16 protein-coding genes and 7 pseudogenes are annotated in these 23,073 nt (G+C 67.6%); 8 read left to right on the forward strand and 15 right to left on the reverse strand.

The genetic code is table 11. The annotated features are described in order from the left end of the window. Positions 1–53: 53 nt before the first annotated feature. Positions 54–703, forward strand: a pseudogene (locus OG562_RS05270) (ISL3 family transposase); the annotation flags it as partial. A gap of 390 nt (positions 704–1,093) precedes the next feature. Here OG562_RS05270 and OG562_RS05275 read toward each other — a convergent pair. The 6 genes from OG562_RS05275 to OG562_RS05300 all read right to left on the reverse strand — a co-directional run bounded on the left by OG562_RS05275 (position 1,094) and on the right by OG562_RS05300 (position 6,521). Further along, entirely contained in the window at positions 1,094–1,879 is a 786-nt protein-coding gene (locus OG562_RS05275; protein ID WP_266394182.1) for a class I SAM-dependent methyltransferase, read from the reverse strand. Between the two features lie 276 nt (positions 1,880–2,155). Then, positions 2,156–4,678: a class III lanthionine synthetase LanKC gene (lanKC, locus tag OG562_RS05280; RefSeq protein WP_266394184.1), complete on the reverse strand. Its 2,523-nt coding sequence runs from the start codon at positions 4,676–4,678 to the stop codon at positions 2,156–2,158. A 367-nt stretch (positions 4,679–5,045) separates the two neighbouring features. Continuing rightward, positions 5,046–5,165, reverse strand: a complete 120-nt coding sequence (locus OG562_RS05285; RefSeq protein WP_266394187.1) for a class III lanthipeptide — start codon at positions 5,163–5,165, stop codon at positions 5,046–5,048. Positions 5,166–5,297: 132 nt separating this feature from the next. Then, positions 5,298–5,423: a hypothetical protein gene (locus tag OG562_RS05290; RefSeq protein WP_266394189.1), complete on the reverse strand. Its 126-nt coding sequence runs from the start codon at positions 5,421–5,423 to the stop codon at positions 5,298–5,300. A 133-nt stretch (positions 5,424–5,556) separates the two neighbouring features. Continuing rightward, positions 5,557–6,303: a hypothetical protein gene (locus OG562_RS05295; protein ID WP_266394192.1), complete on the reverse strand. Its 747-nt coding sequence runs from the start codon at positions 6,301–6,303 to the stop codon at positions 5,557–5,559. Further along, positions 6,300–6,521 carry a hypothetical protein gene (locus OG562_RS05300; RefSeq protein WP_266394195.1) on the reverse strand — a complete coding sequence of 74 codons (222 nt, stop codon included), beginning with the start codon at positions 6,519–6,521 and terminating at the stop codon, positions 6,300–6,302. Before OG562_RS05300 ends, OG562_RS05295 begins: the two co-directional genes overlap by 4 nt. A 14-nt stretch (positions 6,522–6,535) precedes the next feature. On the opposite strand from OG562_RS05300, the gene OG562_RS05305 reads away from it, so the two are divergent. The 3 genes and pseudogenes from OG562_RS05305 to OG562_RS05315 all read left to right on the forward strand — a co-directional run. Continuing rightward, positions 6,536–6,817: a hypothetical protein gene (locus tag OG562_RS05305; RefSeq protein ID WP_266394198.1), complete on the forward strand. Its 282-nt coding sequence runs from the start codon at positions 6,536–6,538 to the stop codon at positions 6,815–6,817. Positions 6,818–7,007: 190 nt separating this feature from the next. Then, positions 7,008–7,421: pseudogene (locus OG562_RS05310) on the forward strand (group II intron maturase-specific domain-containing protein); the annotation flags it as partial. Then, a pseudogene (locus OG562_RS05315) lies at positions 7,412–7,775 on the forward strand (transposase); the annotation flags it as partial. The pseudogenes OG562_RS05310 and OG562_RS05315, both read left to right, overlap by 10 nt. 239 nt (positions 7,776–8,014) lie before the next feature. Here OG562_RS05315 and OG562_RS05320 read toward each other — a convergent pair. After that, on the reverse strand, positions 8,015–9,334 hold the full coding sequence (locus OG562_RS05320) for a trypsin-like serine protease (protein WP_266394206.1): 1,320 nt from the start codon (positions 9,332–9,334) through the stop codon (positions 8,015–8,017). Positions 9,335–9,521: 187 nt separating this feature from the next. On the opposite strand from OG562_RS05320, the pseudogene OG562_RS05325 reads away from it, so the two are divergent. Continuing rightward, positions 9,522–9,899, forward strand: a pseudogene (locus tag OG562_RS05325) (transposase); the annotation flags it as partial. Positions 9,900–10,121: 222 nt separating this feature from the next. On the opposite strand, the gene OG562_RS05330 reads toward OG562_RS05325, so the two are convergent. Both OG562_RS05330 and OG562_RS05335 read right to left on the reverse strand, forming a co-directional pair. Beyond that, positions 10,122–11,594, reverse strand: coding sequence for a hypothetical protein (locus tag OG562_RS05330; protein WP_266394207.1), 1,473 nt, complete (start codon positions 11,592–11,594; stop codon positions 10,122–10,124). Between the two features lie 101 nt (positions 11,595–11,695). After that, a pseudogene (locus tag OG562_RS05335) lies at positions 11,696–12,342 on the reverse strand (IS5 family transposase); the annotation flags it as partial. Here OG562_RS05335 and OG562_RS05340 point away from each other — a divergent pair. Further along, positions 12,318–12,677 (forward strand): annotated as a pseudogene (locus tag OG562_RS05340) (Lrp/AsnC family transcriptional regulator); the annotation flags it as partial. The pseudogenes OG562_RS05335 and OG562_RS05340 sit on opposite strands and share 25 nt — an antisense overlap. A 35-nt stretch (positions 12,678–12,712) precedes the next feature. Here the strand turns inward: OG562_RS05340 and OG562_RS05345 are convergent. The 3 genes from OG562_RS05345 to OG562_RS05355 all read right to left on the reverse strand — a co-directional run bounded on the left by OG562_RS05345 (position 12,713) and on the right by OG562_RS05355 (position 17,597). Then, complete coding sequence (locus tag OG562_RS05345; protein WP_266394209.1) at positions 12,713–15,706, reverse strand: SMC family ATPase; 2,994 nt, start codon at positions 15,704–15,706, stop codon at positions 12,713–12,715. Then, a complete protein-coding gene (locus tag OG562_RS05350) occupies positions 15,703–16,884 on the reverse strand; it encodes an exonuclease SbcCD subunit D (protein ID WP_266394212.1) in 1,182 nt (393 codons plus the stop codon). Before OG562_RS05350 ends, OG562_RS05345 begins: the two co-directional genes overlap by 4 nt. An 86-nt stretch (positions 16,885–16,970) precedes the next feature. Beyond that, positions 16,971–17,597: a YigZ family protein gene (locus OG562_RS05355; protein WP_266394214.1), complete on the reverse strand. Its 627-nt coding sequence runs from the start codon at positions 17,595–17,597 to the stop codon at positions 16,971–16,973. Between the two features lie 69 nt (positions 17,598–17,666). Here OG562_RS05355 and OG562_RS05360 point away from each other — a divergent pair. Continuing rightward, positions 17,667–17,999: pseudogene (locus tag OG562_RS05360) on the forward strand (transposase); the annotation flags it as partial. A 20-nt stretch (positions 18,000–18,019) separates the two neighbouring features. Here the strand turns inward: OG562_RS05360 and OG562_RS05365 are convergent. After that, positions 18,020–19,195 carry a Cmx/CmrA family chloramphenicol efflux MFS transporter gene (locus tag OG562_RS05365; RefSeq protein WP_266394217.1) on the reverse strand — a complete coding sequence of 392 codons (1,176 nt, stop codon included), beginning with the start codon at positions 19,193–19,195 and terminating at the stop codon, positions 18,020–18,022. 426 nt (positions 19,196–19,621) lie between these two features. Between OG562_RS05365 and OG562_RS05370 the strand changes: the two genes are divergently transcribed. Continuing rightward, entirely contained in the window at positions 19,622–21,604 is a 1,983-nt protein-coding gene (locus OG562_RS05370) for an amino acid transporter (RefSeq protein WP_266394220.1), read from the forward strand. Between the two features lie 2 nt (positions 21,605–21,606). Here OG562_RS05370 and OG562_RS05375 read toward each other — a convergent pair whose 3' ends face one another. Together OG562_RS05375 and OG562_RS05380 are read right to left on the reverse strand one after the other, a co-directional pair. Beyond that, positions 21,607–22,215, reverse strand: coding sequence for a histidine phosphatase family protein (locus OG562_RS05375; protein WP_266394223.1), 609 nt, complete (start codon positions 22,213–22,215; stop codon positions 21,607–21,609). Between the two features lie 67 nt (positions 22,216–22,282). After that, positions 22,283–22,999 carry a hypothetical protein gene (locus tag OG562_RS05380; RefSeq protein WP_266394226.1) on the reverse strand — a complete coding sequence of 239 codons (717 nt, stop codon included), beginning with the start codon at positions 22,997–22,999 and terminating at the stop codon, positions 22,283–22,285. Positions 23,000–23,073: the final 74 nt, after the last annotated feature.

Here is a 23,073-nt window from a genome sequence, read left to right on the forward strand (position 1 = left end):
CCCCGAAGCCCTCCTGCTGCACTACGAAGCATTCCCGCCTCGAAGCCGCCGCTCTGGAAGCCCGGCTGCGCGGGCATCCGGGCGTCGAGGCCGTGTGCCGGGACGGATCGGCCATCTACGCCGAGGCGGTTCGCCGGGCCCTGCCCGACGCGGTCCAGATCAGCGACCGCTGATATCTGTGGCACAACCTCGCCGAGGCCGTCCGCAAAGAAGACGCTGCGCACCGCACCTGCTGGGCGAAAGCGGGCCCGCCCGCGGCTGAGGGGAAGCAGGCCGCCACCACCCGCGAGCGCTGGCAGCAGGTCCACTCCCTGCGCGAACGCGGAGTCGGACTTCTGGAGCGCGCACGACGCCTCAATCTCGCCTCGAACACCGCCAAGCGCTACGACCGTGTCGCCGAGCCCAAGCGCCTCATACGTACCCCCAAACGCCCTCGTGGATCCCTACCGCGATCACCTGCGCAAGCGCCGACTGGAGAACCCAGCCGTCCCCGTCACCCATCTCCTCCAGGAGAGCAGAGCGCTGGGCTGCACCGGCAGCTCAAAACCCGCTGGTCCGCTACATCAACCAGGGCCGTGCCGAGGCCGACCGGCCCGCCCCCTCGCCCCGCTACCTGCTCACCCGCCCCGACCGCCTCAAGGACCACCAGCGGGAACGTATCGAGGCTGCCCACGCTGCCTGCCGCGAAATGACCGCTCTGGCCGACCTCATCCACCACTTCGCGTGCTGGATCCCGGCGACGGCAAGCCACCCTGTTGAGCACCCGACCCGGAGGCTCCGCCTTCGGGCGTCACCCGCCAAGCACTTCGCCCGTCGGACCTCAACCATAGGGGACTGAAGTACGCGAAGGCGCAATACAAGCTTCCAGAGCGGATGGAGTGCGGCATGGAGTCCGAAGATTTTTGATCATCGACAAGAAATTCCACGCATTGTATCTGGTCAGCACCTGGCTGGAGTGCGTCGCCTTTACTCCCGGAGTGGGAGGGCTCGTGAAGCTCCTGGCGGACAAAATTGGTCTTGGGGTGACCCATCTACCAGGAGATTGTTCGTTCTGTGACCCCAACCCCCCTGTCGCAGTGAGGTCCAAAAGGGCTCATCCAGTACTCTGGATGTTGCGCGCCTCGCCAGGCTTCATATATGTCGCGATAACCATGGGAGAAGAATCTTTCAGGGGTGCACCCTCCCAATTCGACCACTGATTTTCTTTTTCCAGTTCCGCAAACTTTGCGTAGTCGTCAATTTCGGCCACGGAAGTAAGGCGCGATATTTCAGACCCGATGCGGGTCGTGCCGTCACTCTCGAACCATATGTTCGAGCAATGCCAAATCTCTCCCCCGGGAAGCAGTGTGCTGTGCATCTGAACGCCAGTATTCGGTTCCGGATAGGGAAAGAAGAATGTTTCACGACTTCTCCCCTCGTGCGCAGCAATGATGGCATCCTTATTATGTGTCTCTATGACCAGGCGGCCTCCTGGAATCAGGAGCTTGGCCGCTTGAACCACCGCTTGCTGCTGGTCTTGTTTTGTCCGAAGCTGAGAAAACGTCCCACAAACGGCATAGACGAGACCGAAACGCCTGCCTGAAGCATACTTTCGAATATCACCGAGTTCCGAGCGCACAAAGTGAGACCTGTCGTCCCTCGCGAGCCCTTTCAACATCTCTGGCGAGGAGTCGATTCCGAGGATTTCCCCGACTAGATTCGACAGAGGTATAGCGACACGCCCTGTACCTACACCAAACTCTACAGTGCCAGCGGTGGGTTCGGGATGCAAGTCCGCAAGTCTTTGCGCGAGGCTATCTGCGCTTGCATCTTTCGGATACAGTCGATCATACCATCCATCAAATTGTGCACCGTATCCACTGTCGTCGGTAATTTCCATGTTTTAAGACCTCTCAATTGGCGAAATCCAAAAGCTCCGCACATGGGATCCGTTTCGTTTCCGTAGAGACAGAGCCCGAGTTCCCATACCCGCACAGCACAGCGGCGAGCTCGAACAGGACATCCGCACGGGCGGTGAGATTGGCGTAGAACTCTCCTGGACGGATGAAACTCGCGGTTCGCGCAGTAATGCGAACCGCCGATGCCCCACACGGTTTGCTTCCGTTGATGGACAGCCTCAGATTTTTCCGCGCGTGGCTTCTTCAGTGAGGCCTGGTCATTGCGGGGCGATGCCGGTGGATGGCCCGCCCAGAAGTGGGGCGAGCAGGTCGACGTGCCGGCGGGCACTTTCGAGGGCGAGGAGGACGCCCGTGCTCCCTGCGCCGAGGCACATGGACAGCCGGAACAAGTTCTCGTAGGGGAAGGCAGCACCGTTGCCGAAGGGGACGGAAAACCGCCAGATGTTACGTGCGAGATCCTCGACAGCCGGGCGGTCGTCCTGGTGCCCCAGAACAGAAAGCGTATACAACTGCCCCGCGGCCCCCGACAGGAGGCCCGGCGCTAGCTGGAACCCGTCGCGCACGGCCCGGCGGCAGCGCGACAGAGCAGCCGCCTTGACGACGTCGTGCTGGTGGGCAAGCCACGCATTCAGGGCCAGGGCCGTTCCCGCCACTCCGGTTCCCAGAGTCGGGGAGAGTTCCTTCGCCGCCTCGCTCTCCGGGTCCAAACCGATGCGCGCGATCTCCGCGTCGAGCGCCTTCCCCGCAGAGTGGAGGTACGCCTTGTCGCCGATGCGCTCGTAAAGACGAACGAGGAAGAGGGCTGCTGCGGCTCTGCCTGCCGCAAGACCGAGGCCCTGTTCGTCCTCCCGTTCCAGGGCGGCGACGACCCGGTCGCCATACTCCCCGGCCGCGGTCAGGTAGGCGCTGTCCCCGGTCCGGGCCTGGAACCCGAGAAGCGACAGTCCGACACCGGGCAGGCCAGAGTAGAGACTGAGGGTCGTGGGGGCCTTCCCGGACAGGGTCCTCTCCACGAGCCGGGCTGCCTGCTCGCGCCGCCCCAGGAGGTCCAGCACGGTGGCCGCTCCGTGCACCCCGGCGAACAGCCCGTGAACGGTCGATCCCTTCAGCGTCCGCATGGTGGTGCTCAGCCAGTCGATCCACTCCTCCTCCAGGGGCTGTCCCGTCGCGTGGAGGGCGTAGAGGACGCCGGCAGCACCCTCACGCAGGCAGACTCCGCCCATGTTGCCCAGCCCCGTCGGGGGACCGGGGAACAGGCGGTCGGCGCGAGTCGGCGTGGCGGAGCTCCTCACCGCGCGGGCCACCAGTTCCGCATGCTCGGCAGGGGAAGCCGTGCGCAGGTCAGGACCGTCAGAGTCGGCCTCTGGCTTCCCCTGCCGCAGGGTGGAGGCCGCCGACCGGGTGAAGCCTGCGGGAAGCGGGAAGCGTTCCTGCGCCCAGGTGGCGAACTCGTCGGACTTGCGGACGTCCAGAGGACTGAGCGCCAGGAAGGGCGCGAAGTGGTACAGCTTCACCGCCGCGAGTCCATGGTCGTCGATAGCCACGCCCTCGGTGCCCGCCGGTGCGGCGAAGCCGGCAGCACCAGCCAGGCCCGTTCGGGGGGTCCCCACGGGGTGGGCAGCTTCAAAGTCGATGAAGATGTAACGCCCGTCCGGACGGACGATGATGTTTTGTGGGTGCACGTCGCCGAAGACGATCCCGGCGTCGTGCAGGGCGGAGAGCGCACCCTCCACGGCCGACACGCTCTCCGTGGCCCATTGCGTGTACGTGCTCACGTCCATCCGCTCGCCCTGGCCGAGTCCATGCCCTGGATACCGGCTCAGGACGGCGGTCCCCAGCGTCTGGCCCTCGACGTACTCCTGCACCAAGAAGTGGTGCTCCCACAGGGTCAGATAGTCGTGCACGCGGGGGGAATGGTCCGTCTCCTGGGCCTTGAGCAGCATGGTGTGCTCGTGCCGGAGACGGGCGACCGCGTCCAGCCCCCTGCTGTCGACCGCCGCGTATGGACGGGCTTCCTTCAGCACGACCTGCTCACCCGTGCGCGGGTCCTTCCCCACGTAGACCCCGCCGCCATTCGAATAGTGCAAGGGACGGATGTCCTCGTACGGCATCTCCACACGGCTCAAGGCGCTGAGCTGATCAAGGCGTTCCCGCAAGAACGCAGGCATCACCACGCCGTCCGGAACCTGAAAGGAGGCGCCGCGCCGGTCTTCGACGAGCGTGCCGTCCGGTGTCCTGACGGCCGTAATGGGTGCCCCGTCCGTTCCCTCCAGCATGATCTCCGCGAAGGCGCCGTAGCGGAGGAAGACGGGGCTCTCGTCGCTCCACCGCAGATCGCTCAGTACGTAAGGGCCCCTGAAGCCGGCCAGCGCGGTGTCAAGTTCCTCCAGGAGGATGCGCAGCTCGTCCTCGTTCGATGGATAGACGGCGAGGAACTTACCCGACGAGCCGCGGTGGGCGTACTTGGAATTGAGCGATTTCAGCATGGCCGCACTGCGAAGGTACTTGAACGCGACCTGCCGACGGGCACACACCGCCGCGACAACGCCCAGCACCCGCTGAGCGTCTTCCCCGGTGGTGGAAACGTGGATTTTCCAGCCTTGCTCAGGGAGCGGTCTACCGAAGTCGACCCGGGTCCATATATCTGCCTCGGATTCCCGGCGCCGCCCCGATCCGATCTCGGGAGGGGGCCATTTGGTGGCGTCGTCCTTGAGGCGGCCGGGCACGTCGAAGAACAGAGGATGAGCCATGGCGTGCAACTCGAAACCGGTGAGGCCCACAAGAATCTCCCAGAAGAATAGCTGTAACAAGACAGCGGAATGCGTATAAGGGAAACGGTGATCCCAGAAGAGGCCTTATGCGTCCGCACGACCCAAGGGTGGCCCGCCATGGTGCGGGCCACCCGAGGAACCCGTGCCGCGTCGGCGTCGCCGACACGGCGAACCAGATCCGACGTCAGTCGAAGCTGGTGGCCGTGGTGCCGGTGCTGTACGGGTAAGGACACGCAGCTTCCTCCCCGGAAATTCCGGAAAGATCGCTATCGATAACCTGCTGGAGGTCCAGAATATTCACCATGTTGGGAATACCCTTTCGGGAGCCCGGCCACGGAAGTCAACTGTTCCGCGGCCGGGATCGACGGACTGATTGTCAGCTGGTCGTCCAGGTCGTGATGGTGATCGTGGTGGTGACCGTGGTGGTAGTCGCCGCGACCTGCGCGTGGTCGTCAACGTCGCCCTTGAGTTCCTGCAGGTCAAGAATGTTCAGCATAGCCCGACTCCTTTCGATGTATGTCGGAGCCCGACGGCTCCGCACGTGGCGTTCTACCCGGACTGTCCGTGAGGCGGCGATCGCGGTATCGCTGGGTGCGCGGCCACCACCTCGTCGGAGAGTGGCGCTCCGTCAGGCCCCTGTGGTGGTGGTGACGGTGATGGTGGTGGTGATAGTGGTCCAGCCGGTACCAGCGGCCACGACCGCGTTCTGGTCGGCGTCCGACGGTGCCATTTCCTGCAGTTCCAGGATGTTCATGGGTCTCTCCTTGTCCGGCCGAATCACGGCCGGTGAGTTGGACTAGAGGGTTGGGGCCTCGGAGGTGAGGGCCCTGGTGTTTCGGTTGGTGCCCGGTTTACTTACCGGCCGAGTGACGGCTGACGGGCAACCGTCAGTTCGTGGTAACCGTGGTCGTCGTGGTGATGGTGGTCGTAAGGGTCCAGGTGGAGACAGCGGTTTCCGCCTCCTCGGCCGGCTTGACCACTAGAGACTGAAGATCGAGAATCGACATGACGAATCGCTCCTTCGTTGATTTTCCTTGAGAACGCTGTTTCGACCCCAAGCGTAAAACGACATTTGAAATACGCATGGCTAAGCCCTGCGAATTTTTTCCTATTGCGTTTGCCTGGAAGGTCCATCGAGAGAATGCTAAGAAATATTCGACGGCGAGTATAGAACGATTACGCCGCCGCGTGGCACCCGAGTTCCATCTACTGGGTTCTTTCATCGTTGCCACTCCAGGGTGCAATGGAGCCACAGGCTTCACCTGCCGTACCCCCGGCGTCCCAGCGGACTGTGTCCCCGCCTCGGGAGCGACGACGGCCGGGCGAACCGGCTGACTGGTGGCCGGCTTCGGCACGGGGCCGCTCGGTGTGACCTCAACGGTCGGTTGGGCGGAGGTCTGTGCCACTTCGGGCGCCGCCTCGGCCTGGTCCCGCGCCGATACCTCGGCGGGAACGGGAGAAGGAGCGGGCTGTGCCTCCGACTCGCGGGCAGGGGGACGGCCTTCGCCCTGGTCGGCGGCGTACTGCTCGGGGGTGAGTTCGGCGGCCGGGGGAGAGGGCGGCGGGGCTGCCTTCTCGGTCCCGCCCAGGGTGCGACCAGCGCGGCGGGCCGGGGGCTTCATGCGCTGGCTCATGCTGTGAGCTCCTTCATCAGCTCGGCGTACTCGCTCAGTTCGGTCGGGATCTCACCGAAGGCCTCCATGTAGTGGACCCAGGAGTGGATGACGGTCTCGGCGAGCGGGAACGGCTCGTCGCGGTCCGGGCCGATGCCCTCGCCCTCGGCGGGCTCCAGCAGCTTGTCCTTCGCGGCGCGGGGCAGGCTGGTGCGGTCGTCGGCCTTGACGAGGACCACGTAGCGGTGGCGTCGTGCTCGTTGCGGGCGGCGGCGCGTTCGGCCTCGTCGAAGGTGGCCACGAGCTTGCGGCGCTCGATCCTGGTGGGGGCGACCGGCACGATCAGCCGGTTCGCCTCGGTAACAGCCTCGTGGAAGGTGCGGGAGCTGCCGCCGCCGGCGTCGACCACGATCGCGCCGAACTCCGCGCGCTTGGCGTGGATGTACTCGGCGATGTCGTCGAACGGGTACCGCTCGACAATCAAGTTGGCGGGATCTCGAAGCCGGCGGCCTGGGCGACCTTGAACCAGTCGTAGGTGGACTGGCTGGTGGCGTCGGCGTCCAACAGCAGCTCGGCAGGTCGAGGACGACGGCGTAGTAGAGGGCGATGAACCAGGTCGAGGTTGTCCTGCCGGCGCCGCCCTTGAGCATGCCGACGACGATGACGAAGGCGTCCCAGGTACGGGCTGTGGCCGCCGCCAGGGTCTTTAGAAGAGACGGCTCAACCGGATCACGCGCGGTTGGTCCAACTACTTCAGATCCGCAGTCGCCAAGAGCACCATGCAGACCCTCGCCATTTTCGTCTGGCGGAGGGTCGCTCGGTGGTGGATGCGGCTGCACCGCTGGAGCTGGACCGGTCTGCGAAGACACCTCGCCGACCACACCGGCCGGTGGCGAATGCCTTCGTCAGACGGGATCGAACTGTTCAACCTCGGCCGGGTGCCAACCGAGCGATACCGGTACCGCGGCAACAAGATCCCAAATCCCTGGACCCTGGCCACCACGCCTGACGGCAGAGACCGTGGAGAGCTCGGTGCGTGGAAACGCGCACGCCGGGTTCGGAGAGTGGCCCGCAGAAACGGACCGGTGGCGACACCGGCACCGCGCTGCGGGCCGACTCAACCATCCGCGCCCAGTTGAGAATCACGGATGCGGACGGCATGCGGATCACCTGCTTCGCGACCAACACCCCTGACCGGCCGATCGCCGCCCTCGAGCTCCGTCACCGGCTGCGGGCCGAGGACCGGATCCGGGCCGCCCGGGCCACCGGCCTGCGCAATCTGCCCCTCCACACAACAACCCAGAACAAGGTCTGGGTTCGAGATTGTCCAGATCGCCCTCGACCTGCTGGCCTGGACACCCATGCTCGCCGTCACCGGCAAGGCCCGACTCTGGGAACCCCGCCACCTGCGATTCCGCCTGTTCTCCGCGGCCGCCCAGCTCGTCACCACCGGCCGACGCCGGATTCTCCGCCTCACCAAGCACTGGCCCTGAACCGGCGAGATCACCACCGCACTCAACGGCTCGCGCTCCTGGCCACCCCCGGCTGACCAGTAACTTTCCACCGTCCCGACGACATCACCCGCCCCGGGCAGTGGAACCCGGCGCCCACCCGACGCGACAACCGGGCCATCGGTCTGCCCAGCATCAGCTCCGGAAAGCGAAAGGGTCCACCGACTCCGTCGGCGGACCCTCGCGAAAGATCTAGGCTAGACGTTCCAGAGGGTATGGAACTAAAACCCACTAAGTCCGAGAGTTTCGGCAGTTCTGCTGGCGCCGCTGAAAAATACTCGAGAAGTACAAGAGGATGCTATAACGCCAGCGGGGCATGGCACGATATAGCTACCGCCGCTGATAATGCCGGTAGCCGTGATCCCCGAGCCGCTAGTGTACTGGTACACCGGTCCACCACTATTTCCAGAAGCGCTCGCGGGGGCGCCAGCAGTATTTGAGGCAAGATACAGTGGGCCTACCACATTACCCTCCAAGTTGTAGTAGTATTGCGATGACTGCACTTGATTGCTTCCGGAGGTGCCCAGATAGGCTCCATCAGTGTACACAAAGCCATTGACTGCAGGATTGCCGAAGCCGGTTACATTGTGCGCAGCGCCATTGCTGGAATTTTGATTGAAAGAGGTCCCAGTCCACTTTCTCCTGTCAGGCTGCGATCCGTTGCTGATCGAAAATATCGCGATGTCCTGTGCAGTATTTGAATTTGTGACTGTACCGAGAGGGGTGCGCTGTGGATCGGCATAGTACACTGCGGCGCCTGTGGCGCCGCAGTGACGTGCCGTAAGCATAAACCGTGAACCGTTTTGCGTAACCCCAAACCCTGTGGAGCAGTTGTCATTACTAGCCATATTGATTACAGCGCCGCCAGTGGAAGGCGTAGAGTACCTAGAAGCGTTCTGCGGCTTCGCCGAGTCGGCATTGCCCTCGACGGTGATGTCTACATCAACAGTCCGACCATCCTCCGAAATCAGCGCTCCTCGCCCGCTACGAGACGCAGCCGACTGAGTTTTCTGCAACCCTTTACCCTTGAGCACGCCAACCGTAATGCCGGAGCCATCTTCGTTAACAGAAACGAACGCTGCCTCCTGTTCCGTGATGCTCGTCCCATCTGCCAACTTCAGCCGGGAATTCTTGGTAGTCGAAAGAAATTCTTTAGCGACAGGGGTAAGTTCCTTTCGGCTATATTCTGACGACCTCACGACTATCGGATAGCGCCCGGCGGCGTTATCAAATATCATCCGCGCTGCGGAAGAAGGCTTCCCCTTCCAGTAGACATCAACTTCGCGCTTTTCGAAGTTAATCTTTGCGCCGCTATATCCAGAGTTACCCAGATGGGCTACTCCGTCTTCGATTTGATTTACCTGCTTTGTCAGGAATTCCTGAACGCTATAAACTTCTTTCCAGCTTTCGTAGCCTTGCGGCATCGCTGCCATTCGATTAGGGGTCACGGCCCTTTCAGCGCTCGACGCGGAGGTATTGAGGCTGAAGACAAGGCCCATGCTGGCACCAACGCAGACTGCCGAGAGCAGAATTCTTTTCACTGGCATCCTTTTATTAGCGAGTAAAAAATATGCAAGTCAAATTTCATGACTCGCGCCGGTAGACTTAATGGAATGACGTGCCTTGAGTTAATGCGCCCGGATTCTAGTAGGGCCTGGTCAGGTCTATTCGTCGGTGGCGTGCCCGGTTGAGGGGCTGTGTCGTTGACCGGGTGTGACGCCTGAGGAGTTGGATGAAGTCCGGTGCCGTCTGGAGGACTTTGCGGCGGATGTGTTCGAACCGTTCGCGCGGGCGGATCAGCATCGGTGGGGCGGGGTGTATCTGCGGGGTCTGCTGCTGGACGGGCAACGCGAATCGGTGGAGTCGATGGCCGCCCGGCTGGGTGAGGACGGCAACCGGCAGGCCCTGGCCCACTTCATCACCACCAGCCCATGGGATCCTGCGCATGTGCGGGTCCGCCCCGCGTGGAAGACGGCTTCGGCGATCAAACCGACCGCGCTGATCATCGACGACACGGGCTTCCTCAAGGACGGCGATGCCTCGGCGTGTGTGTCGCGGCAGTACACCGGCACCGCCGGCAAGGTCACCAACTGCCAGGCGGGCGTGTCCGGTCATCGCCGCGGGAAAGGAGGCGGCCCGGCCCGTGCAGTGGTGGGAGGGCTCCCGCCACTCCACCGGCCGCAGCGGGTTGAAAAGAGACGGCCCCGGCCTGAGCCTCTACCAGGTCGTCCACGAGATGCAGTTACTGCTCGCGGTCTGGACCGGCGCCTGCCCCACCTGTCCCCGCGACATACCCACGGCGATACCAACCCGACCAAGCACTACTGGCTAGGACATCGTCAGGAAGCTCTGTAGGCCCAGAGTGTTCGCGATGGTTTGAGCACCGGGAAAGAGAATTTCCTTTGAGCAGAGCCGGCCCTGTTCACCTTGACAAGTGGCCGAAGACGGACCGATACCAGAAATCGTACCCTGCGCATTCACTCCATCGTCATCGAATTCGAAAACGGGCCCACCACTGTCTCCCTTTCCAGCCACTGCTAGAGTGCCTCCGCCCAGGGCGCTGAACATGGGACCATAAGTAGTCCCATTCTCAGTATCCGTCCACCTGACGCTACTGCTTTTCACTTGAGAGCTACCACTCTCGCCACTAAAGGCACCATCAGCATATACAGCCTGCCCCACAATGGGATTCGAGTACCCTGACACATCCAGAACGGCTCCGTTACTGGAGGACTCGCCGTACCACGAACCAGAGTGCAACTGCGCTCGTGGGGTGACGGTGCTAGTAAATATTGCCGTATCATTAGCTGTATTTGACGTTTCTACGGTACCGAGTCCAGCGCCAGTCGCGGTTTTGATGGCGGCTCCCTTCGCTCCGCAGTGCCTTGCCGTCAACATACGCACGGCACCGGCACTGTTTCGGACGGCAAACCCGGTACTGCAATATTTATCGTCGGCCGTTTCGATAATCGCTCCGCCGAGAGCGACACCGGGAGCCCTATTCACGTTGGCTTCTGCCGGCGCAGTCTCAACAAAGTCAATTTTGATTGGGACATTATTGGTTCCCAACGTTTGTGTGACACTGCTACGCGTATGGGCGTGTACGGTTTTTTCAGCCCGATAGGAGATTTTGGAGGTATCGTGCAGTACTTGCACAGTCAACCCTGAGCCGTCCACGTCGCTCGAAGTGGTGACGATCTTTGTGGAAGGAATTTCCGCATCATCCTCGGAAGAGAAAGATTGCGAAGCGGGCTTTCCGATGACTTTGACAGCCACCGCATCGAGTTCCGCCAGGGAGAATTTCGCACGATGCGTCTGAACGTTGACGCCGCGCTTAGCCTTCTCTACAGCATTCCTTACGCGTACCGGAAGTTCACCCTTCCAGTACAAATCAACAGTACGCGCCTCACGGTCGATGCTGATTCCAGAGTAGCCAGCTTCCGGGGACTTTTCCGCAGCATCGCGCAGGGGCCGCGCGTACTTAAGAAGACGCGCCTGAACGTGATCTACTTGATTTTGATAAGTAGCGCCAGAAGCGAAGGTGAACTGCCGTTCGCCAAGTGGCCGCTGAGAAATTTCTGAACTCGCATACACGGAGGAGGAGCCAGCGAGGAGCACCAGACTCCAGGAGCTGCACCAGATGGCCATGCCGCGTTTACGATTACTCATAAAACCTCGATCACATCCTCGCGGAATGCATTTTCCGCGAAATCTACATATGAAAATCACAGTACTGTCACTTCGAGTGATTCGAGATTCAATGGCGCCATCAATTTGCCGAATGACCACCACATGCTTCATTTCGATAGGCAACCAAACGAATCCACTAGAGTAAACTAGGTTAAGTGTGTGGGTTATTCATAGAATGTGAGTGTCATGGCGACGGCGCTTTAGACCGCGTCCTACGTGGTGAGGCGGACGAACCGTTTGTAGCAGCAGAGGGCGGCGGCGAGACCGAGGAAGGCCAGGTAGTTGCGGGGATGGCGCTCGTAACGGGGACTGAGTCTGCGGCAGCCGGACAGCCACGACATCGTGCGCTCGATCACCCATCTGCGGCGCCCCAACCGTTCGCTGGACTCGATGCCTTTGCGCGCGATCCGGACTCCGATGCGCTTGCCGCGCAGCCATTTCCGCAGGCTGGCGTGGTCGTAGGCTTTGTCTGCGTGTAGGCGTTGGGGCTTGAAGTAGCGGCCTCGGTAGGGGTCGTGTCTCGTTTGGTGACCCTCGATCATGGGCTTCAGCCCTTCGCTGTCGTGGGTGTTACCGGCTGAGATGCCGACGAGGAGGGGCAGTCCGTTCGCGTCCGACAGGACGTGCATCTTGGAGCCCGGCCTGCCCCGGTCCACGGGGCTCGGGCCTGTGTGTTCGCCCCTTTTTTAGCCCTGACGTGGGCGGTGTCGAGGACGACGCGGGTGACATCGATGAGTCCGGCGTCGTCGAGGCGGTGCAGCACGGCTTCGTGCAGGCGGCCCCAGACGCCGACTCTCGACCAGATCAGGAACCGGCGGTGGGCGGTCGACTTCGATATCCCGAAGCAGGGCGGCGAGCGCGGTGACCGAGCGGGTACGACGGCTGGAGGAGGCCGGCGTCATCCAGGGGTACGCGGCCGTCGTGGACCCCGAGCGGCTCGGGCTGCCGATCCTGGCGTTCGTGCGGCTGCGCTACCCCAACGGCCACTACAAGCCGTTCCACGACCTGGTGGCGGTCACGCCCGAGATCCTGGAGGCGCACCATGTGACGGGCGACGACTGCTTCGTCATCAAGGTCGCCGCCCGCTTCATGCGCCACCTGGAGGAGGTGTCGGGCCGGATCGGCACCCTGGGCTCGGTCACCACCAGCGTCGTCTACTCCTCCCCGCTCCCCCGCCGGCCGCTGGGTCACTGAACGCGGGTCGCTGAAGACGGCTCACTGAACGCGGCTCACCGACCGCGCTGACGCACCGTCGACCCCGATCTGCCCTTGACGACCTCCAGCTGTGCGTGGATCCGCCGCCGCAGATCGGCCACATGGCTGACGATGCCGACGCTGCGGTCCCGTTCCCGCAGCGAGTCGAGGACGTCGAGGACCTCGTCGAGGGTCTGGTCGTCGAGGCTGCCGAATCCCTCGTCGATGAAGAGGGTGTCCAGCCGGACCCCGCCCGCCTCGTCGGTGACCACGTCGGCCAGGCCGAGGGCGAGGGCGAGGGAGGCGAAGAAGGTCTCGCCGCCCGACAGCGTGGCCGTGTCCCGCTCCCGTCCGGTCCAGGCGTCGACGACGTGCAGCCCGAGCCCGCTGCGGCCGCGTCCGGCCCGGTCGTCGGAGTGGACCAGGGTGTACCGCCCCGAGGACATGCGCTGCAGGCGTGCGGTCGCGGCGGCGGCGACCTGTTCGAGGCGGGCCGCCAGGACGTACGCCTCCAGGCGCATCTTGCGCTCGTTGTCGGCCGAGGTGCCCGCGGTGAGACCGGCCAGGCGGGCCACCCGGTCGTACTCGTCGCGCAGCGGCGCGAGCCGTCGTACGCCGTCGGACGCGTGCGCGGAGAGGCGGTCGAGCTCGGTGCAGCGGCCGGCGGCCGCGTCCCGCGCGGAGGCGGCGGCGCGAAGGCGTGCGGCCGCCGTGGTCGCCGACGCCTCGGCCGCGGCGAGGTCGGCGGGCGGCTGCCGGGCCGCGGCCACCGTGTCCGGCTCGGCGAGGACGGCGCGTACGGCGGCCTCCTCGGACTGCCAGGCGTCGAGCCGTCGTTGCAGCTCGCGGTGGGCGGTGTCGTCGAGGAGGGCGTCCGCGGCGGCCTGCGGGGTGTCGAAACCGGCCCGGAACGCGGCCTCGTCGAGGCGTCCGTCCGCGGCCTTGAGGCGCTCGGCGCTCTCCTCGGTTACCCGGGCGGTGTCGGCCGCATCGGTGAGCAGGGCGGTCTGCCGCTCCAGCCGGGAGACGCGCGCGGCCACGCTCGCCGCCGTGCCGCGCGCCTGCGCCAACTCGTCCTCCAGAGTGGCCCGTTCCCGCTCCAGCCGGTCCCGGTGACCCACTCGGGACGCGGCCCTGACCGCGGCCTCCCGCTGGGCCGCCGTACGGCGCTCGTGCTCCTGCTCGGCCTGGCGCAGCTCCTCGCGCGCGGGGTGCAGCGCGGAGGCGTCCCGACGGGCCTGCGCATGGCCGAGGTCCAGCTCCCGCGCCTCGGCGGCGAGCCGGTCCGCCGGGGTGTCGCCCGCCTCGGCGCGAGCGGCGGCCAGCGCCTCCCGTACGCCGCCGAGGGCGCGCTCGTCCGCCGCGTGCCGCTCCTCGGCCCGCTGGTAGGCGGCGAGGGCCCGTTCCTCGGCCTCGCGGTCGACGTGCCCGGCGATCTTGCGGGCGGGGGCGGGGTGTTCGGTCGCGCCGCAGACCGCGCAGGGGCGGCCGTCGGCGAGGGTGGCGGCCAGTTCGGCGGCGATGCCGTTCAGACGCTGTTCCTTGAGGTCGAGCCAGTGGGCGCGGGCCTCCTGCGCCTGCTCGCCGGAGGCGAGGGCCTTGCGCCGGGCGCCTTCGGCTTCCAGGTCCAGCCGGTCGCGCGAGCGGGCCGCGTCGAGGCGTCGCTGGGCGGGCTCGCGCCGGACGTCGAGCTGTTCGGCGCGGGCGGCTGCCTCCTGGGCGGACTCGATGCGGGCCTGGAGCCTCGCGCGGGTCGTGTCCCACTCGGCGAGCCAGCCCTCGGTCTCGGCCAGGACGTCGTCGTCCTCGCGCTCCTGCCGGTCCAGGTCGGCGCGCTCGGCGACCAGGTCGGCCAGTCGCCGTTCACCGCGCCGGGCCGACTCCAGACCGCCCAGCTCCTCGGCGGCCCGGCGTGCGGCGGCGGCGAGCCCGGCGGCCCCGGCCTCCGCGAACCGCTCCGGCAGCTGCCCACGCGCGCGTGCCTCGGCCGCCGACGCCCCGCGGTGCTCGGCGTCGGCGGCCTCGCGCAGCTCCAGCGCCGGCGCCACCGTCTCCGCCTTGCGCGCCCGCTCCGCCCGCGCCTGGGCCTCCCGGTGCGCCCCGGCCCGCTCTTCCAGCCGAGCGGCCCGCTCCCGCGCCTCGGCGAACCGCCTCTGCAACCGCGCCCGTTCCCGTACGTCGGCCAGGGTGCGCTCGGCGGCGGCCTGCGCGGACTCGGCGGCGAGGCGGCCGCGGTCGGCGATCGTCAGCAGCTCACGGGCGGTGCTGCGGGCGACGGCGGCCGCGTCCAGCACCGCCTCGGCGAGACCTGGCTCGCCCGGGGCCAGCTCGGGCAGCTCCATGGCGTCGCCGGCGGCCTGCTGCATCCGGTGGGCGTCGGCGAGCAGCGCAGCGTCGCCCTCACGCACGCGTGCCTCCGCCGTACGGCGTCGTTCGGCGAGCCGTTTCTCGACCTCGGCGAAGCGGTGGGTGTCGAAGAGGCGGCCCAGCAGTCGGCCGCGGGCCTCGGCGTCGGCGCGCAGGAACCGCGCGAAGTCGCCCTGGGGCAGGAGCACGACCTGGCAGAACTGCTCGCGGCTCATGCCGAGCAGCTGGGTGATCTCCTCGCCGATCTCCTGGTGGGACCGGCTGAGGTCCTTCCAGGCCCCGGCGACGGAGTCGTACTCGCGCAGCCGGCTCTGGGCCTTGTCGACCGTCGTGCCCGCGCGGCGGCCCTTCTTCGGGCGCTCCCAGGGCGGCTGCCGGGTGACCTCGAGGCGGCGTCCCGCGACGGTCAGTTCGAGGGTGACCTCGGTGCGGGCGCCGGGGGCGGCGTGGTCGCTGCGCAGGGTGAGGCCCTGGCCGCTCTGCCGGGCGCCCGGGACGGAGCCGTACAGCGCGTAGCAGACGGCGTCCAGGACGGAGGTCTTGCCCGCGCCCGTCGGGCCGTGCAGGAGGAAGAGTCCGGCGGCGGACAGGTCGTCGAAGTCGACGCTCTGGGAGCCGCCGAAGGGGCCGAAGGCCGTCAGGTCGAGCCGGTGCAGCCTCACCGCGCCACCTCGCGCACCACGTCGTCCGCGCGGACCGCGTCAAAGGCGTCCCGCAGGACGCCCTGCTCCCGCTCGTCGGGCCCGGCCCCGCGCACATGGGCCACGAAGTCCTCGGCGATCTCCTGGTCGCTGCGGCCGGCGAGCCGGCGGGCGTAGGACACGTCGGGGCCGTCGGGCCCCCGCTCGGGGGCGAAGACGAGGCTGAGGGTGTGCGGGAAGCGCTCGGCGAGCCGGGCCATGGGGTCGGCGGGGCGGACGGCGTCGGTGAGCGTCGCCTCGACCCACGCCTCCTCGTGCCGTGCCAGAGCGGGATCGGCGAGCAGCTCCTCCAGCGTGCCCCGCACGCGCGCCAGCGCACGCGGCACCGGGCAGTCGATCCGCTCGGCGGCGACGGAGCCGTCGGCGTCGAGGTCGACGAGCCACATGGTCTTGCGGTGCTCGGCCTCCGAGAAGGAGTACGGCAGCGGGGAGCCGGAGTAGCGCACGCGCTCGGTGAGGGTCTGGCTGCCGTGCAGGTGCCCGAGCGCCACATAGTCGACGCCGTCGAACACACCGGCGGGCACGGAGGCGACCCCGCCGACGGTGATGTCCCGCTCGCTGTCGCTGGGCTCGCCGCCGGTGACGAAGGCATGGGCGAGGACGACGGACCGGGTCCGCCCGATCCCCTGCCGTCCACGCGCGCGTGCGGCGAGGTCGGCGCGGACACGGTCCATGGCGGCCGCGAGCACGGCTTCGTGGCTGGCCTTCTCCACGCCGAACTCGTCCTTCACCAGGGCGGGCTCGAGATACGGCAGCCCGTAGAAGGCGACGTCCCCGAACGCGTCCTCGAGGACCACCGGGGTCCCGGCCGCGGTCGAATCCGTGCGCAGATGGATGCCCGCGCGCCCGATGAGCCCCGCGCCCACGCCGAGTCGGCGGGCCGAGTCGTGGTTCCCGGAGATCATCACCGTGGGCACGCCGAGGTCGGCGAGGCGGTGCAGGGCGTCGTCGAACAGTTCGACCGCGGCGAGCGGCGGCACCGCGCGGTCGTAGACGTCTCCCGACACGACCACCGCGTCGACCTCGCGCTCCCGCACGGTCGTGACGAGATGCCCGATGAACGCGGCCTGGGCGCCGAGCATGTTCACCCGGTGAAACGCCCGGCCCAGATGCCAGTCGGAAGTGTGCAGGAGCCTCATGATTCCCGAGACTAACGGCCAGGTCTGACATCACGGGCAGTCACTCCCCGGAACGCCGGCCCCTCCGCGTCCCTCTACGCATCCCCCTACGCGTCCCCGTACGCCTCTCCGCCCAGCTCGAAGCCCGCCGTCCCCGCCGTCGCGTCCGCCAGCCAGGTCCGGAAGGCGGCCACGTCGGCGTCCGGGAGGCCGATCTCGATCGTGACCGCCTCGCCGTAGCGGACGTCGCGCACCGCGCGGCCGGTCGCGCGGAGGTCGTTGTGGACCTTGCCGGCGCGCTGGTGGTCGACGGTGACCGTGGCCAGGCGGAAGCGGCGGCGGGTGAGGGTGCCGAGGGAGTCGAGGGCCTCGCCGACCGCGCCGCCGTAGGCGCGGATGAGGCCGCCCGCGCCGAGCTTGACGCCGCCGTAGTAGCGGGTGACGACGGCGACGACGTACCGCATGTCGCGGCGCAGCAGCATCTGGAGCATGGGCACGCCCGCGGTGCCGCCGGGTTCGCCGTCGTCGCTCGCCTTCTGGGTGGAGGCGTCGGCGCCGATGACGTACGCCCAGCAGTTGTGGGTGGCGTCGGCGTGCTCCTTGCGGACGGACGCGATGAAGTCCTGGGCCTCCTGCTCGGTGGCCGCCGGGGCGAGGGCGCACAGGAAGCGGGAGCGGTTGACCTCGGTCTCGTGCACGCCCGCGTGGGCGACGGTGCGGTACTCGTCCTGCATCCGGCCAGCCTAATCCAGGGTGTAGGCGGTTCGATCTGGTCCCCACAAGGGGCCGACGGGCGGCTTTCGACGGACGGCAGAGCACTCAAGTCCTACGCCGGCTCCGCCCCCATCACCCGCGCCTCCGGCAAGAAACGCTTCCTCGGCCGCCGCTTCGTCAAGAACAACCGGCTCATGCACGCGGGCTTCCTCTGGGCCTTCTCAGCCCTCCAGGCCTCGCCCGTTGCCAACGCCCACTACCGGCGCCGACGCGAGCACGGCGACTGGCACAACGCCGCCCAGCGCCACCTGCTCAACCGGTTCCTCGGACAACTCCATCACTGCCTGCAGACCCGGCAAGCGTTCGACGAACTGTGCGCCTTCGCACCACTCCCGTCACCCTCGACTGGCCGGGCAGCCTGACTGGATGACGGTCACAGGCGTCACTGGAGCACCTCATGACTCCGAGCAGCCGCCATCGCACTGCGGAGGGGGAACGCGGCGAGCAAAGCGACCAGGACGAGGAATCCGCTTGCCCACAGCGGACCACGGTTCCCAACGGGGCCCAGGGTGACCGCGGCGATGAGAGGGCCGACGGCGGCGCCGACGTTGAGTGCCGCAGTGGCATACGCCCCGGCCATGGTGGGGGCTCCAGCCGCCTCATAAAGCACCCTCGTGATCAACGTACTGCCCACCGCGAACGACAGCGCGCCCTGCACGAATGCGAGTGTGAGGAGAGCGATCTGGTTTTCAGCCAGCAGGGCCAGCGCGGGCCAGCCGATGAGGAGCAGTGGTCCACCGACGGCGATGACCAGACCGGGGCGCTGATCCGAGAGCCGTCCAGCCAGGGTGACACCGACGAACGAACCGGCGCCGAAGAGCACCAGCACGACTGAGATCCACGGCCTGGTCATTCCGGCACCGTCGGTCACGATGGGAGCCAGGAAGGTGAAGCTTCCGAAGGTTGCCGCGTTCACCAGCGCACCGAGCAGCATGACGAGGATCAGCCGCGGACTTCTGAGCTGCTCGATCTCTGACCGCAAGGCCGGTCCGTCGGCCTCGTCCGACTGCCCTGGGCGCGGGGCGATTCCCATGAGGACGCCGAGAGCAGCGGGCAGGCAGACGACGGCGACAGCCCAGAAAGTGGCCCGCCAGCCGAGCATCGTGCCGAGCAGGGATCCCCCGGGGACTCCGGCGATCGTTGCCACCGTCGTGCCGGACAGCAGGACGGCCAGCGCGCGTCCCTTCCGGCCGGGCGGAACCAGCTCGGCAGCGGTGGTCAGGGCAACGGCGAGGAACCCCGCATTCGCCACCGCGGCCACGACCCGGGTCACGAACAGGACCACGAAACTCGTGGTGATGGCACCCATGGCATGCGCTGCCGAGAACACGAGGACGAACCAAAGGAGGCTGCCCCGTGCTGGCCAGTTGCGGGCGAGCGCGCCCACGAGCGGGGCGCTGATGATCATCCCGATCGCGAAGGCCGAGGTGAGGGTGCCTGCCGTCCCGACAGAAACGTCGAGGTCGGAGGCGATGTCCGGCAGGAGCCCGGCGAGCATGAATTCCGAGGTGCCCATGGCGAAGACCACCAGGGCAAGCAGATACAGCGGGAGAGGCATTGAGAGGCTCCGAGACGAGGAGAAGCACGACAGGAAGACGTCTCGTCACCGCAGTCAGCGCCCACGGGCGCACGCATCCGGCCGCGGAACGCGGCGGGACAACAGGACTTCGAACTCAGTGGTTCAGGGGGCTGACGGCGTGACCGAAAGCCCCCACCTTGGCTGCCTCAGGGCTCGACATGACCCGCACGCTACCCGACCGATCCCCTGTGAGGCACACCGGTTTCGCACACGCGTTGATCCCTTGCACCCACGCCACGTCCCCCACGGCTTGACTTCTTCACCCCCTGAGATGTCTATGCGCAGTTCCTGCGGTCGCCCGGGTCGGAGGTGCGGGCGACGATGTGCGGGGTAGCGGAACAGCGGGAAAGCAGGGCATCGGGATAACTGACGGCGGTACGCGGGCGATCGCAGGGAGCGCACACCATGACCGGCATCCGGGCGGCGAAGGACACCGGCGCGAGCGGGCGGCCCGGTGCGTCGGCCGCCCGGTGGCGTGCCTGGTTCCTGGAGGGGCTGAGCGAGCAGACCGCCCGTCACCCCGGACCGCACGCGGCGCCGCCCGCCGAGCAGGAGGGCCGGCGCTGGTGGCGGGTGATGTGTCTGACCGGCGTCGACTACTTCTCCACGCTCGGCTACCAGCCGGGCATCGCCGCCCTCGCGGCCGGTCTGCTGTCGCCGCTCGCCACGCTGGTGCTGATCGGGCTGACGCTGCTGGGCGCGCTGCCGGTGTACCGGAGGGTGGCGCACGAGAGCCCGCACGGCGAGGGGTCGATCGCGATGCTGGAACGGCTGCTGCCGTGGTGGTCGGGGAAGATCCTGGTGCTGGTGCTGCTGGGGTTCGCGGCCACCGACTTCATGATCACGATCACTCTGTCGGCCGCGGACGCCGCCGCGCACGTCGTGGAGAACCCGTTCGCCCCGCACTGGATGACCTCCGGCAACGAGTGGATCACGCTGACGCTGGTCGGCGCGCTGGGCGCGGTGTTCCTCAAGGGCTTCCGGGAGGCCATCGGCATCGCGGTGGTGCTGGTGGCCGCGTATCTCGCGCTCAATCTCGTCGTGCTCGCCGTCTCCGCCCAGGAGATCCTCTCCCACCCCGTGCGGATCGAGGACTGGACCGACGCGCTGACGGCCGAGCACTCCTCGCCGCTGGCGATGCTGGGCGTGGCCCTGCTGGTCTTCCCGAAGCTGGCGCTCGGCATGTCCGGCTTCGAGACGGGGGTGGCGGTGATGCCGCAGATCAAGGGCGATCCGACGGACACGTACGCGGAGCCGCGGGGGCGGATCAGGGACACCCGCAAGCTGCTCACCACGGCCGCGCTGGTCATGAGCGGCTTTCTGCTGCTGTCCAGTCTGGCGACGACGATCCTGATCCCGCAGGACGACTTCAAGGCCGGCGGTCCGGCGAACGGCCGGGCGCTGGCCTATCTCGCGCACGAGCACCTGGGTCAGGTATTCGGCACGGTGTACGACGTGTCGACGATCGCGATCCTGTGGTTCGCGGGCGCCTCCGCCCTGGCCGGCCTGCTGAACCTCGTCCCGCGCTACCTCCCCCGCTACGGCATGGCGCCCGAGTGGACGCGCGCGGTGCGGCCCCTGGTGCTGGTGTTCATGGTGGCGGCCGTCCTCATCACCCTGTGGTTCGACGCGAACGTCGACGCGCAGAGCGGCGCGTACGCGACGGGCGTGCTGGTGCTGATGCTGTCGGCGGCCTTCGCCTCCACCGTCGCCGTGCACCGGCACGGGCACCGCCGGGCCACGCTCGGCTTCGGCACGATCACCGCCGTCTTCGCCTACACGCTGGTCGCGAACGTCATCGAGCGGCCGGACGGCATCAAGATCGCGGCGATCTTCATCTTCGCGATCCTGGTCACCTCGTTCGGCTCACGGGTGCGGCGCGCCTTCGAACTGCGGGCCGCCGAGGTCACGTTCGACGACACGGCGGCCCGGTTCGTCGCCGAGGCCGCGCGCCTCGGGCCGGTGCAGTGCATCGCCAACGAGCCGCATGAGCACAGCAGGCGTGCCTACCGGGCCAAGGAGTGGGAGCAGCGCGAGCACACGCCGATTCCGGGCGGCGGTCCGGTGCTGTTCCTGGAGGTGTTCGTGCGGGACTCCTCGGACTTCACGGCGGACGTCGCCGTGCGCGGCGACGAGAAGCACGGGGTGCGCCGGCTGCGGGTCTCCGGGCCGACGGTGCCCAACAGCATCGCCGCGGTGCTGCTGGCGGTGCGCGACCGTACGGGCCAGGTCCCGCACGCCTACTTCAGCTGGACCGAGGGCAACCCGTTCAGTCACCTCGTGCGCTTCCTGGTGTTCGGCGACGGGGAGGTCGCGCCGGTCACCCGTGAGGTCCTGCGCCGCGCGGAGCCGGAGCCGAGGCGGCGGCCCTGGGTCCACGTGGGCTGACGTCAGCCCGCCTTCCCGCCCTTCCCGCCCTTCCCGCCCTTCCCGCCCTTCCCGCCCTTCCCGCCCCTGTGGCCCCTGTGGCCCCTGGGCACGGTCATCGACGTCAGCAGGGCCGTGCCCGGCGTCAGGGACCGCCAGGCGGGCCCGTGCCAGGCCAGCACGGCGATCGCCGACGTGGGGAACTTCAGCCGCACCGCGTCCAGGGCGTCGTCGAGGCCGTCCCCGGCCAGACCGAGGACCAGCTCCTCCAGGCCCGGGTTGTGCCCGACGACCAGCAGCGTCTCGACCTCGTCCGGGGTCTCCCGCACGACCTCCAGGAGCTCGTCGGCGTCGGCCGCGTACAGCCGCGGGTCGTACCGCACCGGGGGCGGGGTGCCCCACTGGGCGGCGGCCAGCTCCCAGGTCCGGCGGGCGCGTACGGCGGTGGAGCACAGGGCGAGGTCCGGGAGGCAGTCGTCCTCGGCGAGCGCACGGCCGGCCGCGGGTGCGTCCCGGCGGCCGCGCGGGGCGAGCGGCCGTTCGTGGTCGGGCACGCCGTCCGGCCAGGCGGACTTGGCGTGCCGCAGCACGACCAGCCGCCGCAGCGGTCCCCCGGCGCCGGGTCCTGTCATGTCCGCGCTCCTCGTCTGTCGGTGCTCCCCGTCACGCCGATGCTCCCCGTCACACCGATGCTCCCCGTCATGCCGGCGCGCCCAGGTCGCGGGTGAGCTCCAGGCCTAGGAGACGGTCCGCGTAGGCGTACGTCTCGAAGCGGGCGCCGTCCGGCAGTTCGGGCCCGGCGTCCTGCGCCCACCGCAGGACCCGCAGCACCTCGGGCACGTCCAGGTCGTCCTCCCAGGCGGCGCGCAGCCGTCGGCGGACCTCGTCGGGGACGGGCCGCGAGGGCCGCCGCGCCCAGTCGGCGACGGCCCGACGCCACCGTACGAGCGTGTCGTGGGCCTCGGCCAGCGCGGCGCCGTCGAGCCGGGCGGGCTCGGTGCGGGGGCGGGACAGCAGGGCGAGGCGCAGGACGGCGGGGTCGGTGTCCGCGCCGTCGACGGAGGCGGGCGCGACGGCGACCCACGTCCCGTCAGGGGGCGCTCCGCCCTCCGCCGCCACATGCAGCACCTGGGCCTCGCCCACCGCGGCGGCGAGGTCCCGGCCGTCCTCGAAGGGGTGCATACCGAGGGCCGCCGCGCCCGCCCGCAGCTCCGCCTGCTCGCGTTCGCCGGTCAGCAGCGCCCACACGGGCGTACCGCCGAGCTCCAGCGCGCGCACGAGCAGGTCGGCGACGAGGAGCACGCGCAGCGCCCCCGCGTCGTATCCCGAGGCATGCGCCTCGACACGGGTCAGGCCCCGGCGGACGGGGGCGGCGACGACGGACTGTCCGGTTCGGGCGTCGATGATGCGCAGCACGTGCCGAGCCTAGGCGGGCGGCGTCCCGTTCGCAGGCGGGCCGCTCGGAATGATCGGAATGAACGGAATGAGGG

This window comes from Streptomyces sp. NBC_01275, from assembly GCF_026340655.1.
Lineage (GTDB): Bacteria > Actinomycetota > Actinomycetes > Streptomycetales > Streptomycetaceae > Streptomyces.

Bases quoted from the DNA above. Each gene is read 5' to 3' on its own strand.
- OG562_RS05275 (WP_266394182.1), bottom strand. From the start codon at position 1,879: ATGGAAATTACCGACGACAGTGGATACGGTGCACAATTTGATGGATGG.
- OG562_RS05285 (WP_266394187.1), bottom strand. From the start codon at position 5,165: ATGCTGAACATTCTTGACCTGCAGGAACTCAAGGGCGACGTTGACGAC.
- OG562_RS05290 (WP_266394189.1), bottom strand. From the start codon at position 5,423: ATGAACATCCTGGAACTGCAGGAAATGGCACCGTCGGACGCCGACCAG.
- OG562_RS05295 (WP_266394192.1), bottom strand. From the start codon at position 6,303: ATGAGCCAGCGCATGAAGCCCCCGGCCCGCCGCGCTGGTCGCACCCTG.
- OG562_RS05330 (WP_266394207.1), bottom strand. From the start codon at position 11,594: ATGAAGCATGTGGTGGTCATTCGGCAAATTGATGGCGCCATTGAATCT.
- OG562_RS05350 (WP_266394212.1), bottom strand. From the start codon at position 16,884: ATGAGGCTCCTGCACACTTCCGACTGGCATCTGGGCCGGGCGTTTCAC.
- OG562_RS05355 (WP_266394214.1), bottom strand. From the start codon at position 17,597: ATGCAGGACGAGTACCGCACCGTCGCCCACGCGGGCGTGCACGAGACC.
- OG562_RS05365 (WP_266394217.1), bottom strand. From the start codon at position 19,195: ATGCCTCTCCCGCTGTATCTGCTTGCCCTGGTGGTCTTCGCCATGGGC.
- OG562_RS05370 (WP_266394220.1), top strand. From the start codon at position 19,622: ATGACCGGCATCCGGGCGGCGAAGGACACCGGCGCGAGCGGGCGGCCC.
- OG562_RS05375 (WP_266394223.1), bottom strand. From the start codon at position 22,215: ATGACAGGACCCGGCGCCGGGGGACCGCTGCGGCGGCTGGTCGTGCTG.